This is a genomic window from Mammaliicoccus sp. FSL K6-3158, from assembly GCF_038005105.1.
Classification (GTDB): domain Bacteria; phylum Bacillota; class Bacilli; order Staphylococcales; family Staphylococcaceae; genus Mammaliicoccus; species Mammaliicoccus sciuri.
Map to the genome: position 1 here is coordinate 328,081 of NZ_JBBOSL010000001.1, position 13,634 is coordinate 341,714.

Annotated in this window: 12 protein-coding genes; 10 read left to right on the forward strand and 2 right to left on the reverse strand. The window is 34.9% G+C overall.

Going from position 1 to position 13,634, the window contains the following annotated elements:
• Nucleotides 1-8: 8 nt before the first annotated feature.
• Genes MHH94_RS01435 through cysC form a run of 7 tightly spaced genes read left to right on the forward strand, consistent with a single transcriptional unit; the run spans nt 9 to nt 6,642 of the window.
• Nucleotides 9-1,712, forward strand: a complete 1,704-nt coding sequence (locus MHH94_RS01435; RefSeq protein WP_411353507.1) for an NADPH-dependent assimilatory sulfite reductase hemoprotein subunit — start codon at nt 9-11, stop codon at nt 1,710-1,712.
• Between the two features lie 20 nt (nt 1,713-1,732).
• Nucleotides 1,733-2,503, forward strand: coding sequence for a uroporphyrinogen-III C-methyltransferase (gene cobA / locus MHH94_RS01440; RefSeq protein ID WP_058592137.1), 771 nt, complete (start codon nt 1,733-1,735; stop codon nt 2,501-2,503).
• Between the two features lie 15 nt (nt 2,504-2,518).
• Nucleotides 2,519-3,259: a sirohydrochlorin chelatase gene (locus tag MHH94_RS01445; protein ID WP_058592138.1), complete on the forward strand. Its 741-nt coding sequence runs from the start codon at nt 2,519-2,521 to the stop codon at nt 3,257-3,259.
• A gap of 25 nt (nt 3,260-3,284) precedes the next feature.
• The gene (locus tag MHH94_RS01450; protein WP_078355270.1) at nt 3,285-3,899 is read left to right on the forward strand and encodes an NAD(P)-binding protein; all 615 of its coding nucleotides are present in this window, start codon (nt 3,285-3,287) and stop codon (nt 3,897-3,899) included.
• Nucleotides 3,900-3,920: 21 nt separating this feature from the next.
• Nucleotides 3,921-4,829: a sulfite exporter TauE/SafE family protein gene (locus tag MHH94_RS01455; protein ID WP_025907279.1), complete on the forward strand. Its 909-nt coding sequence runs from the start codon at nt 3,921-3,923 to the stop codon at nt 4,827-4,829.
• 15 nt (nt 4,830-4,844) lie between these two features.
• Nucleotides 4,845-6,023 (forward strand): sulfate adenylyltransferase, encoded by a 1,179-nt coding sequence (gene sat / locus MHH94_RS01460; RefSeq protein WP_084756001.1) that lies wholly within the window; start codon nt 4,845-4,847, stop codon nt 6,021-6,023.
• Nucleotides 6,024-6,042: 19 nt separating this feature from the next.
• A complete protein-coding gene (cysC, locus tag MHH94_RS01465) occupies nt 6,043-6,642 on the forward strand; it encodes an adenylyl-sulfate kinase (protein WP_084755998.1) in 600 nt (199 codons plus the stop codon).
• A gap of 226 nt (nt 6,643-6,868) precedes the next feature.
• Here the strand turns inward: cysC and cudC are convergent, their stop codons facing one another.
• Nucleotides 6,869-7,423: a choline uptake/conversion transcriptional regulator CudC gene (gene cudC / locus MHH94_RS01470; RefSeq protein ID WP_048540526.1), complete on the reverse strand. Its 555-nt coding sequence runs from the start codon at nt 7,421-7,423 to the stop codon at nt 6,869-6,871.
• Between the two features lie 208 nt (nt 7,424-7,631).
• Here cudC and betB point away from each other — a divergent pair, with 208 nt between their 5' ends.
• Both betB and betA read left to right on the forward strand, forming a co-directional pair.
• On the forward strand, nt 7,632-9,122 hold the full coding sequence (betB, locus tag MHH94_RS01475) for a betaine-aldehyde dehydrogenase (protein ID WP_058592142.1): 1,491 nt from the start codon (nt 7,632-7,634) through the stop codon (nt 9,120-9,122).
• Nucleotides 9,123-9,161: 39 nt separating this feature from the next.
• Nucleotides 9,162-10,844, forward strand: coding sequence for a choline dehydrogenase (gene betA, locus MHH94_RS01480; RefSeq protein WP_058592143.1), 1,683 nt, complete (start codon nt 9,162-9,164; stop codon nt 10,842-10,844).
• 621 nt (nt 10,845-11,465) lie between these two features.
• Here the strand turns inward: betA and MHH94_RS01485 are convergent.
• The gene (locus tag MHH94_RS01485; RefSeq protein ID WP_078355268.1) at nt 11,466-12,008 is read right to left on the reverse strand and encodes a recombinase family protein; all 543 of its coding nucleotides are present in this window, start codon (nt 12,006-12,008) and stop codon (nt 11,466-11,468) included.
• 94 nt (nt 12,009-12,102) lie between these two features.
• On the opposite strand from MHH94_RS01485, the gene MHH94_RS01490 reads away from it, so the two are divergent.
• The gene (locus MHH94_RS01490) at nt 12,103-13,554 is read left to right on the forward strand and encodes a SulP family inorganic anion transporter (RefSeq protein ID WP_107603124.1); all 1,452 of its coding nucleotides are present in this window, start codon (nt 12,103-12,105) and stop codon (nt 13,552-13,554) included.
• Nucleotides 13,555-13,634: the final 80 nt, after the last annotated feature.

Sequence of the window (13,634 nt, forward strand, 5' to 3'; positions counted from 1 at the left end):
GCAATATTGTGAGCACTCAAACTAATTTATCCGACAAATTAGATGAAATGGAACACATTAAGAATAGAAGTAATTATTTAAGAGGAACAATTAAAGAAGGTTTAGCAGATGAAATAACTGGCGCAATAGCTGAAGACGATACTAAATTACTTAAATTCCATGGTAGTTATATGCAAGATGATAGGGATATTCGTGATGAGCGTCGTAAACAAAAGTTAGAACCAGCATATAGTTTCATGATTAGAGTTAGAGTTCCAGGTGGTACGGCTACTGCTGATCAATGGGTTGCGATGGATGATATTTCAACAGAATACGCTAATAACACAATCAAACTTACAACAAGACAAGCGTTTCAATTCCATGGCATCTTGAAAAGAAATTTAAAAAGTTCAATGCAAAGTATCCATCATGCAGTCATGGATTCATTAGCAGCATGTGGTGACGTTAACAGAAACGTCATGTGTAATCCAAATCCATATCAGTCAGGCGTGCACAAAGAAGTAGATACACTTGCTACACAAATAAGTGATCACTTATCACCTCAAACTGGTGCGTATCACGAGATTTGGTTAGACGATGAAAAAATTATCGATACAAAAGAAGAAGTTGAACCAATGTACGGTAAGACATACTTACCAAGAAAATTCAAAATAGGTATCGCCGTACCACCATCAAATGATATTGATGTTTATTCACAAGATATCGGATTGATTGCAGTTATTGAAGGTGAACAATTAGTCGGATTTAATGTGACAGTCGGTGGCGGTATGGGTATGACACACGGTGATACGAAGACATACCCTCAAGTAGGACGTTTATTAGGCTACTTCCCTAAAGAAGAAGCGGTAGATGTTTGTGAGAAAATTTTAACTATCCAACGTGATCATGGTAATAGAGAAAACAGAAAGAATGCACGATTTAAATATACTGTTGACCGTCTTGGTGTTGATTTTATTCGTGAAGAATTGAATAAACGTTTAGGTTGGGAAATTGAAGAAGCGAAACCATTTGAATTTAAACATAATGGTGATCGATATGGCTGGACTGAAGGAAGCGGAAAATGGCACTTTACATTATTTATTCAAAATGGACGTGTCAAAGATACATCTGACTACAAATTGAAGACAGCACTTAGAGAAATTGCTGAAATTCATACTGGAGACTTCCGTCTAACACCAAACCAGAACTTAATCATTGCCAATGTAGCTAAAAGTAAAAAACAACAAATTCAAAAAATTATTGATAAATACGGAATTACAGATGGTGAACATTACACAGGACTTAGAAGAAATTCAATGGCATGTGTTGCGTTTCCAACGTGTGGTTTAGCGATGGCTGAATCAGAACGTTATCTACCAACACTTATTAATAAAATAGAAGGACTTTTAGATGAAGCAGGATTAAATGAAGAAGAAATAACGATTCGTATGACAGGGTGTCCAAATGGATGTGCAAGACCAGCATTAGCTGAAATTGCATTTATTGGTAAAGCGCCAGGTAAATATAATATGTATCTTGGCGGTGGATTCACTGGAGATCGTTTAAATAAACTATTTAAAGAAAATATTGGTGAAGATGAGATTTTAGAAAGCTTAAAACCAATTCTGATTCAATACGGTAAAGAAAAAAATGATGGAGAACACTTTGGAGACTTTGTTATCCGTAAAGGCATTATTAAAGAAGTGCATTCAGGACAAGACTTCCACAGTTAATCAGAAAATGGGGTGTAAGAATGGGGAAAGTATTTTTGGTTGGTGCAGGACCGGGCGATCCAGATTTAATAACGGTTAAAGGTATTAAAGCCATTAAACAGTCTAATGTCATATTATATGACCGACTCGTTAATAAAGCATTATTAGATTATGCAACTGAAGACACGAGAATGATTTATTGCGGTAAAAGTCCAAATAAGCACTCTTTAACTCAAGAAGAAATTAATGAATTGCTCGTAAAACTTTCTCTAGAAGGTTATACCGTAACAAGACTTAAAGGTGGCGATCCATTTATCTTTGGTCGTGGTGGCGAGGAAGCAGAAACATTAAATAGCTATGATATTCCGTTCGAAGTGGTTCCAGGTATTACTGCTGGTGTTGCAGCACCAGCTTATGCTGGTATTCCAGTAACACATAGAGATTATAGTTCATCTGTTGCCTTTATAACAGGTGTTATGAAAGACAGTGTTGATGAAGATGAATATTGGAAACACTTAGCACTAGGACCTGAGACACTTTGTATTTATATGGGTGTAAAGAAGTTGCCTGACATCCAAAAATTATTAGTGAAACATGGTAAAGATATTCAAACACCAGTAGCATTAATTCATTGTGGAACTTCACAGAAACAAGTAACAGTGACAGGGACTTTAGAAGACATCGTAGAGAAATCAGAACAAATCACAAACCCTGCAATGATTGTTATTGGAGAAGTCGTCAAACTAAGAGAACGCATGAGCTGGTTTGAAGAAGTGGCATCAGAACAGAACGTTCCACAACTTATTTATTAATACTGGAGGGATACAATGATAGGCGTGTTATATGTCAGTCACGGTAGCAGAATTAAAGAAGCGACAGATGAGGCAATTTCTTTTATAGAATCAGTGAAACAGTCTATTGATATACCTTTACAAGAAATTTGTTTCTTAGAATTAGCACAACCGGATATTCAGCAAGGTGTCGAAAAGTTAATAGCAAAAGGTGCAACCGAAATATCCGTTATACCCGTATTATTACTAAGTGCAGGTCACTATTTTAAAGATATACCGAAAGAGATAGATGAAATTAAGACACAATATCCAGAAGTAACTTTCACTTATGGAGAGCCTTTAGGTGTTCAATCAAGATTAACAGCCATTCTTAAAGAACGTATTGAAGAAACGAAAGTTGCGATTCAAGAAGATGCTAAATTACTTGTTGTTGGAAGAGGCAGTTACAATCCGCAAACGAAGATAGATATAACAGCTATAGGTCAAGCTTTATATGAATCGACAGCATTTAAAAATGTAGAAGTGTGTTACTTAGCTGCCTGTGAGCCATCTTTTGAAGAAGCTTTGCAAGATGCATTACATGAAGAATATTCACAAGTATTCATTGCACCGTATCTTTGGTTTACAGGTGTCTTGGAGCGTCACATAGAGCAAACAGCAGCAGAACATAATACGAAAAGCGACATCATTGTATGCGAACATTTAGGTCATCATCCATCCATACAAGAAGCATTGAAAGATCGCGTATTAGAAACACTGACGACTCAAACAGTTTAAATATCAGATTAAAGGATGATTTATTGTGGCATACATTCCAATCAATTTAGATTTACAAGATAAAATCGTCAAAGTTATTGGTGGCGGTAAAATTGCTGAACGTAGAGTGAACGCACTGATAGATAGTGGAGCGTTGATTCATGTTATTTCACCAGAACTTACAGACCATTTAAAGCAATATGAAATTGAAGGGAAATTGAAATGGCACAAAAAGGACTTTGAAATATCTGATATAGAACATGTTGATTTTATTATAAATGCCACGAACTCACCAGAAATAACCGATGTCATTAAAGATAACACCCCTAAACATTGTCTAATCAACATGGTCGGTGATGCACAAGATGGCAATGTGATATTTCCTGGGACATTAAATAGAGGTAAGTTGCAGATAAGCGTCACATCAAATGGTGCAAGCCCAAAGTTAGTGCGTAATATTTTGAAAGATTTAGAACAACAATATTCAGTAGATTATACAGAATATGTAGATTTTTTATATGAATGTCGCACAATCATTAAATCACTAGAAATAGAGCAAACAGAAAAAAACCAATTATTAGAGAACATTTTGTCTCATCAATATTTTGATACGGATGAGCAAAATAAATTAATCAATTGGTTGAAACGACAACTTAAATAGAAAGCCAGAGAGGAGTAGCTTATGCGAAAGTTAACGATATTTGCATTAGTAGGTTTTTTAGCACAACTTATAGATGGTTCTCTTGGGATGGGATTTGGTGCAACCTCTTCATCATTACTATTAACTTTTGGAGTGGCACCAGCAATCGCATCTGCAACCATTCATTTTTCAGAAGTGGCAACAACAGCAGCATCAGGACTTTCACACTTAAAGTTTAAAAATGTTGACAAGTCTATTATTCTAAAACTTGCTTTACCAGGCGCGATAACTGGATTTATCGGTGCGGGTGTATTGAGCAACCTGCACAGTGATTTTATTAAACCATTCATCGCCTTATTCTTATTATCAATGGGAATTTATATTATTTATCAATTTGTATTTAAAAAACAGCAAAACCAACAAGTGAAAGATGGCAGATTTTCAGCTTTATTACTTGTTCCACAAGGTGCAATTGCAGGATTCTTAGACGCAATTGGTGGTGGTGGTTGGGGTCCAGTCAACACACCATTATTACTATCAAGAAATAAAATTGAACCAAGATATGTTATCGGAACAGTTTCAGCGAGTGAGTTCTTTGTGACAATTTCAACTTCATTAGGATTTATTATCTTCTTAGGTTGGAGTCAAATAAATATTTTACTCGTCGTTGCGTTAGCATTTGGTGGCGTCGTAGCAGCACCGTTCTCAGCATGGCTAGTGAAGACTTTACCGGTGTATGTTTTAGCAGTACTTGTCGGTGGTCTAATCATATTTACAAATAGTAGTGTTTTATTAGGTACTTTAATTAGCAGTGAAGCAACAGTCAATATTATAAAAGGTGTTATTATCCTTGCTTGGTTAGGTCTAGTACTATTCACACTTTACCAACATAATAAATTTCCTTTTAATATTCAAAATCAAAAATCAAAAGAAGTAGATCAAATTAATTAATAGGAGTGAATATTGATGGTATCAGCAACTCAAAAGACTAAAGAAACAATCGAAGCTCATGGTGGAGAATTAATTAATCGCCAAGTAACAGGTCAAGAAAGAGCAGAACTTATTGAAGCGGCACAATCATATCCTAAATTAACATTAAATCCTTGGAGTCTATCAGATTTAGAATTAATCGCAATTGGTGGTTTCAGTCCACTGACAGGATTTTTAAGCGAGAAAGATTATATCAGTGTCGTTGAAAATCTACGTCTAGAAAACGGACTTGTATGGAGTATTCCAATTACATTACCGGTTACTGAAGAAGAAGCAAACAAATATGAAATAGGTTCAGACATCGCTTTATATGGAGAAGACAATCATTTATATGGTGTGTTAAAACTTGAAGAGAAATACACGTATGATAAAGCTAAAGAAGCTCAAAATGTATACGGCACAACAGATGTGGATCATCCAGGTGTGAAACGTGTATATGAAAAAGGTAATGTTTATTTAGCTGGTCCAATCCAATTAGTTGATCGACCAAAGCATGATGAATTTAGTGATTTCCATTTAGACCCAAGTGAAACACGTGAATTATTTAAAGAATTAGGATGGAAAACAGTTGTAGGTTTCCAAACGAGAAACCCAGTTCATCGTGCGCATGAATATATTCAAAAAATAGCACTTGAATCAGTTGATGGATTATTATTAAATCCTTTAGTTGGTGAAACGAAGTCTGATGATATTTCAGCTGAAATAAGAATGGAAAGTTATCAAGTTATCTTGAAACATTATTATCCTAAAGAAAGAACACGTCTTGTTATTTATCCAGCAGCAATGAGATATGCTGGTCCACGTGAAGCCATTTTACATGCATTAGTACGTAAGAATTATGGCTGTACGCACTTTATCGTCGGACGTGACCATGCAGGTGTCGGTGACTACTATGGTACATATGACGCACAAGAATTAATTTCACAATATGAAAATGAAATTGGCATTCAAATCTTTAAATTTGAACATGCATTCTTCTGTACAGTTTGTGACAACATGACAACAGCAAAGACATGTCCTCATGACAAATCAAATCATGTTCATTTAAGTGGAACAAAAGTAAGAGAGAAACTTCGTAACGGTGAACAATTACCAAAAGAATTCTCAAGACCAGAAGTAGCAGATGTATTAATTAAAGGTTTAAGACAAAATTAATTTCTTTAGGAGTGGAATAATGAGCGCGTCAACAAATATTACATGGCATGATTCTGAAGTAACAAAAGCACAAAGACAAGAACGTAACGGTCATAAAAGTGTTGTGATTTGGTTTACTGGTTTATCAGGATCAGGTAAATCAACAATATCTGTAGCATTAGAAAAAGCATTATTTGAACAAAATATCACTTCATATCGTTTAGATGGAGATAATATTCGTCATGGATTAAACCAAAACCTTGGATTCAGTCCAGAAGATCGAAAAGAAAATATCCGTCGTATCGGTGAAGTCGGTAAATTAATGGTAGATGCAGGTGTTGTCACAATGACAGCATTCATTTCACCATATGAAGAAGACCGTAATACAGTTAGAGATATCCTTGAAGACGGTGAATTCATCGAAGTCTTCACTAAATGTAGTTTAGACGAGTGTGAATCAAGAGATCCAAAAGGACTGTATAAGAAAGCAAGAAGCGGTGAAATTAAAGAATTCACTGGCATTAATGCACCATATGAAGAACCATCAAACCCTGAAATAGTCATTGATACAGAAAACGAAAGTGTAGAAGAATCTGTAGATAAAATCGTTGCATACTTAAAAGAAAATCAATATTTATAATGAAGAAGCTCACAACGCTAGCTAGTGTTGTGAGCTTTTTGTATTGTGGTGGAGTGTTTATGAACAAGTTTGGCAAGAAGTGTTCATAAGGCTGTTAGTATTTACAATTTTTACGAGTTTTGTAAATAAAGTAGCCGTTACAAGCAGTTCTGGCCAAAGGTGCAAATACTAATATCACTAAAAATAACAAAAGCGCGGGGTATGCATTGCTACCTCGCGCTTTTACTTATTTGTCATCATGACTTGGTATTGGGAAATACTTATATATCTCTCCAGTTTTAATAGCATTACTGATATTTGCTAACCATTCATAATATACTTTTGATTCTTCTAATTGTGTATGAATGGTGATTGCTTCTTCTTTAGTTTCTTCATCGACATCATCTGCATCTATGATTTTTTGTAGCAAGATTTCTGCGTCTTTAACAGAATCCATATTAATAGAAATTTCTCGATCCCATTTTCTAGAGAAAAAGTTATTAAAGAAGATAAAGAAGTCTTTTTCAGCGATGAAATGTTGTTTTCTACTTCCTCTTGTAAATTGTTGTTTGACGATATCAAATTCTTGTAGTTTCTTAACACCAGCACTCATGCTTGGTTTGCTCATTTGAAGTTGTTCGCGCATTTCATCTAGTGTCATACTACCTTCAAATACCATCGTCCCATATAAATTTCCAACACTTCGATTAATACCATATAAATCCATCGTTTCTCCAATACCGTTAATCACGATGTCTTTAGCTTGGTCTAATTGTTTTTCGTAGTTATCTGAACGTACCACTACATACACCTCCAATAGTTACCTTAATTGTACCATGAATCCTTATACATTGTAGTTGCTTTTCCATTACTTGTCTATTTGAAATACCTATTAAAAACAAACCATAAATGAACTTTGGAAATTTGACGTCTTTCATAATTCTATGCTAACATAAAATCTGTAAAGTTCGTTAAATAAAAATTTAACAAAGTTAACGGAGGTATTTTGAATGGGATATATAGAGCATTTATCTAGACGACAATTTATAAATGGTGAGTGGGTAGAAGCTTCTAATAAAGCGACTCGCGACATTGTGAATCCATATAATCAAGAAGTTGTGATTTCAGTAGCAGAAGGTACAGGAGAAGATGCTGAAAAAGCAATTTTAGCAGCTAGGCAGTCATTTGAAACTGGTGAATGGTCAGGTGAAACGACTGAGAATAGAAGTCGTAAAGTTAGAGCCATTGCAGATTTAATTAAAGAACATAAAGAAGAACTAGCAGAACTTGAAACATTAGATACTGGTAAGACATTAGAAGAATCATATGCAGATATGGATGATATTCATAATGTATTTATGTATTTTGCAGGTTTAGCAGGACATGATGGTGGTGAAATTATTGATTCTCCAATACCTCATTCAGAAAGTAAATTAGTAAAAGAACCTGTAGGCGTTGTAACGCAAATTACGCCTTGGAATTATCCGTTACTTCAAGCTTCATGGAAAATAGCACCTGCTCTTGTAACAGGTTGTTCGTTAGTTATGAAACCAAGTGAAATTACCCCATTAACAACAATTCGTGTATTTGAATTAATGGAACAAGTTGGATTTCCTAACGGGGTCATCAACCTTGTACTAGGTAAAGGTTCTGAAGTTGGTGAAGTATTAGCATCTCATAAAGAAGTCGATCTAGTTTCATTTACAGGTGGTATTCAAACAGGTAAGCATATTATGAAACGTGCAGCAGACCATGTAACGAATATTGCACTAGAACTAGGTGGTAAGAATCCGAATATTATATTCGATGATGCAGATTTTGATTTAGCAATTGATCAAGCATTAAATGGTGGCTACTTCCATGCCGGTCAAGTTTGTTCAGCAGGGTCACGAATTATCGTACATAACGATATTAAAGATAAATTCGAAGCAGCTTTAGTCGAACGTGTTAATAAAATTAAAATCGGTAATGGCTTTGATGAAACAACTGAGATGGGACCATTAATTTCAGGAGAACACCGCGATAAAGTTGAAAAATATATAGAAGTTGCGAAAGAAGAAGGTACGACAATTGCTGCTGGTGGTAAACGACCAGACAGGGCAGACTTACAAGATGGTTTCTTCTTTGAACCAACTGTTATTACAAACTGTGATACATCTATGAGAATTGTCCAAGAAGAAGTATTTGGACCTGTCGTAACAATTGAAGGATTCTCTAATGAACAAGAAGCGATTGAATTAGCGAATGATTCTATTTATGGACTCGCAGGCGGCGTATTTACGCAAGATATCGCTAAAGCAAATCGTGTAGCCAATAAATTGAAAATGGGTACTGTTTGGATTAATGACTTCCATCCATATTTTGCACAAGCACCATGGGGTGGATATAAACAATCTGGTATTGGTAGAGAGTTAGGTAAAGAAGGTTTAGAAGAATATTTAATTTCTAAACACATTTATACAAATATTCAACCTGAGCCGGTGAATTGGTTTAGTAAATAAATACAACAAAGAAGAACGAGTATATAGGAGGATTTTGAGATGAAGCAATCTTATGATTATATAATTATTGGAGGCGGAAGTGCCGGATCTGTATTAGGTAATCGTTTAAGTGAAGATAAAGATAAGACCGTATTAGTATTAGAAGCGGGTAGAAGTGACTATCCATGGGATTTATTGATTCAAATGCCAGCAGCACTTATGTATCCATCAGGTAATCGTTTCTATGACTGGAAATATGAAACAGATGGCGAACCTCACATGGGCGGTAGAAAAGTAGCACATACAAGAGGTAAAGTACTCGGTGGTTCAAGTTCAATCAACGGTATGATTTATCAACGAGGAAACCCAATGGACTATGAAGGTTGGGGAGAACCTGAAGGTATGGAAACATGGAAGTTTGCGAATTGTTTACCATATTTTAAACGATTAGAAAAAGCTTTTGGAGCAGATAAATCAGATCAATATCGTGGTCACCATGGTCCAATTAAATTAAGAAGAGGACCAGCAACAAATCCATTATTCCAAGCTTTCTTTGAAGCGGGCGTTCAAGCTGGATACAATAAGACACCTGATGTAAATGGATTTAGACAAGAAGGATTTGGACCATTTGATAGCCAAATTCATAATGGTCGACGCGTTTCAGCATCACTTGCTTATTTAAGACCAGCTATGAAACGTAAGAATTTAACTGTTCAAACAAGAGCTTTTGTTACAGAAATCAATTATGAAGGTAGACGAGCAACTGGTGTAACATTCAAGAAAAATGGTAAGACACATACAGTTGCTGCAGGAGAAGTCATTCTATCAGGTGGAGCGTTCAATACACCACAATTACTTCAACTTTCTGGAATTGGTGACTCTGAACATTTAAACTCATTAGGTATAGAGACACGTGTACACTTGCCAGGTGTAGGTGAAAACTTTGAAGACCACTTAGAAGTATATGTACAACACGCATCTTCTAAACCAGTATCTGAACAACCAAGTTTAAATAAATTTAAAATGCCATTTATCGGATTACAATGGATTTTCGGTAGAAAAGGACCAGCAGCAAGTAACCACTTTGAAGGTGGAGGATTTGTAAGATCTAATGATACAGTTGATTATCCAAACTTAATGTTCCACTTCTTACCATTAGCAGTACGTTATGATGGACAAAAAGCAGATACGAAACATGGTTTCCAAGTACATATTGGACCAATGTATTCTAACTCTAGAGGTAGCTTGAAGATTAAATCTAAAGATCCATTTGAAAAACCTAAATTTGTCTTTAATTACTTATCTACAAAAGAAGACGAACAAGAATGGATAGAAGCAATTAGAGTTGCAAGAAACATCTTGAAACAACCAGCTTTAGCACCATATAATGATGGTGAAATATCTCCAGGACCTTCAGTACAAACAGATGAAGAAATTTTAGATTGGGTTAAAAAAGATGCAGAAACAGCACTTCACCCATCATGTAGTGCAAAAATGGGACCAGCATCAGATCCAATGGCTGTAGTTGACCCATTAACAATGAAAGTACACGGTATGGAGAACTTGAGAGTAGTCGATGCATCAGCAATGCCACGTACAACAAATGGTAATATCCACGCACCAGTATTGATGCTAGCAGAAAAAGCAGCAGACATCATTCGTGGTAAAAAACCATTAGAACCAGAAGAAATAGATTACTATAAACATGGCGTCCACCCTAAAGACGCAGGCGTTATGAAATAATAGGAGAAGTAAGAAGGCTGAGACAGAAATTGTCTCAGCCTTTAGTTGTTATATGGGAACGCGCTAACTACCATAATTCTGAAAAGTGGTAATAAGAACGCGCTAACTATCATAATTCTGAATAATGGTAATAAGAGAGGGTTTTTCTAAGGGACATTTCCCAGAATTCTGTCTCTAACAGCATGTCTAAGGGACATAATTCCGAATTGTGTCTCTAACAGTATGTCTAAGGGACATTTCCCAGAATTCTGTCTCTAACAGCATGTCTAAGGGACATAATTCTGAATTGTGTCTCTAACAGTATGTCTAAGGGACATTTCCCAGAATTGTGTCCCTAACAGTATGTCTAAGGGACATTTCCCAGAATTGTGTCCCTAACAGCATGTCTAAAGGACATAATTCCAAATTGTGTCTCTAATAGCATGTCTAAGGGACATAATTCCGAATTGTGTCTCTAATAGCATATCTAAGGGACATAATTCCAAATTGTGTCTCTAACAGTATGTCTAAGGGACATAATTCCAAATTGTGTCTCTAACAGTATGTCTAAGGGACATTTTGCAGAATTGTGTCTCCAACAGTATGTCTAAGAGACATTTCCCAGAATTGTGTCCCTAATTATTATTTATTTAAGTGTCTATACAATGTTGCTCTGCTAATGTTTGTCGCTTCTTTAATTTCTTCTAAAGTATATTTCTTAGAATGGTACATTTCGATGGCATTTTTTAAATTAAGATCATTTCGTTTTGGTCTTCCGATAGTCTTACCTTCTGTTTTGGCTTTTGCAATACCAGACTTAGTTCTGAATTTAATCATATCGCTTTGAAACTGATTAAGTAGATTTAAAAATTTATTAAAATTCATTTGTTCATGTCGGCTAATTATTATTTGAGCATTAATAATGTGAATATCCACATTGATTTCCTGGGCAATTTCAATGAGTTCTTCTAACTGATATGAGGTATCTGCAAGTATACATAAATCAGTTATGTATAATTTATCCCCGCTTTGTAATTTACTATAAAATAAAGTATTTAATTCTTTTCTGATGTCAGTTTGTGCATGAGATTCTTCAATAATTGTTAACGAAAATTTGCTTAACTTTGAATGTTGTTCAGCGACTGTATCATATAATTCGATTGGTCTAATATAACCATAATTCATAAATTTCACCTCAATAGTTTCATAAATGTATACATATGAAACTCTTTTGTTTATAATAGCACTATTGAAAATATATAAAATAGGAGTATGTATAATGTTTAAATCTTATATAGAAGAATGGCTTTCTAATCCAGGGAAAAATTTACTAGCTGGTATTGTTGTAGCGCTAGCACTTATACCTGAAGCCATTGCGTTTTCTATAATTGCAGGTGTAGATCCAATGGTAGGATTGTACGCTGCTTTTATTATTGCTACGACAACTTCAATAGTAGGCGGTAGACCTGCTATGATATCTGGAGCTGCTGGAGCTGTTGCGCTTATTGTAACACCTTTAGTAAGAGAACATGGTGTCGATTATTTATTTGCAGCAACGATACTCATGGGTATTATACAGTTAATATTAGGAATTCTCAAAATTGGTAGACTCATGAAGTTTATACCAAGGTCAGTCATGATTGGATTTGTAAATGCCTTAGCGATTATGATTTTTATGTCTCAACTTGAGCATATATTCGGTATTTCAATAAGTACATATATTTATATAGTTGTTACATTACTTATTGTTTATATTGTACCAAAATATTTCAAAGCCATTCCTGCACCGCTTATCGCAATTATTTTATTAACAACGCTATATATGGTAACAGGTTCTAATGTAAGAACAGTTGGCGATTTAGGTACGATAACAAGAGCATTTCCGAATTTCTTAATACCACAAGTTCCTTTTAACTTAGAGACATTAACTATCATTTTGCCGTATGCTTTATCAATGGCAATTGTAGGATTAGTAGAAAGTTTATTAACTGCTAAAATTGTTGATGAAGCAACAGATTCTCATAGTAATAAAAATAAAGAATCTAGAGGTCAAGGTATTGCCAATATTATCACTGGGCTATTTGGAGGAATGGGTGGCTGTGCTATGATTGGTCAATCTGTCATCAATGTAAAATCAGGTGCAACAAGTAGATTATCAACATTTACGGCGGGTGTCTTCTTAATCATTCTCATCCTATTATTAGGAGATGTAGTTGTACAAATTCCTATGCCGATTTTAGCGGGTATTATGGTGATGGTATCAATAAGTACATTTGATTGGAAATCATTTAAGTACGTTAAGCAAGCTCCAAGAACAGATGCGGTCGTTATGATTTTGACAGTGATAATCGTGTTGTTTACACATAACTTAGCTATAGGCGTTATTGTCGGCGTAATATTTAGCTCGTTATTCTTTGCTACTAAAATATCGAATGTTCATGTTCATCAAACGATAGAAAATCATTATTATAAATATTCATTCACCGGACAAATATTCTTTGTTTCAATCGATTCAATGATGAATCAGCTAGACTTTTCTATTGAGAATAGTCAGATTGAATTAGACTTTACACACGCACATTTATGGGATGACTCAGCAGTCAATGCAATCGATTCAATGGTGAAAAAATTCGAAGATAAAAACAATACAGTATTTGTTAAACAATTAAATACAGATAGCAGGAAAATTATTTCCGAATTAAGTCAGCTCAATGAAACACATCTAACATAATAAAATAACAAAATAAACCAGTATAAATCCATTATAAAATGGATTTATACTGGTTTTTTAATGTGAAGTTTTTTGTTTTA

Bases quoted from the DNA above. Each gene is read 5' to 3' on its own strand.
- sat (WP_084756001.1), top strand. From the start codon at position 4,845: ATGGTATCAGCAACTCAAAAGACTAAAGAAACAATCGAAGCTCATGGT.
- betA (WP_058592143.1), top strand. From the start codon at position 9,162: ATGAAGCAATCTTATGATTATATAATTATTGGAGGCGGAAGTGCCGGA.
- cysC (WP_084755998.1), top strand. From the start codon at position 6,043: ATGAGCGCGTCAACAAATATTACATGGCATGATTCTGAAGTAACAAAA.
- MHH94_RS01455 (WP_025907279.1), top strand. From the start codon at position 3,921: ATGCGAAAGTTAACGATATTTGCATTAGTAGGTTTTTTAGCACAACTT.
- betB (WP_058592142.1), top strand. From the start codon at position 7,632: ATGGGATATATAGAGCATTTATCTAGACGACAATTTATAAATGGTGAG.
- MHH94_RS01490 (WP_107603124.1), top strand. From the start codon at position 12,103: ATGTTTAAATCTTATATAGAAGAATGGCTTTCTAATCCAGGGAAAAAT.
- MHH94_RS01485 (WP_078355268.1), bottom strand. From the start codon at position 12,008: ATGAATTATGGTTATATTAGACCAATCGAATTATATGATACAGTCGCT.
- cobA (WP_058592137.1), top strand. From the start codon at position 1,733: ATGGGGAAAGTATTTTTGGTTGGTGCAGGACCGGGCGATCCAGATTTA.
- MHH94_RS01445 (WP_058592138.1), top strand. From the start codon at position 2,519: ATGATAGGCGTGTTATATGTCAGTCACGGTAGCAGAATTAAAGAAGCG.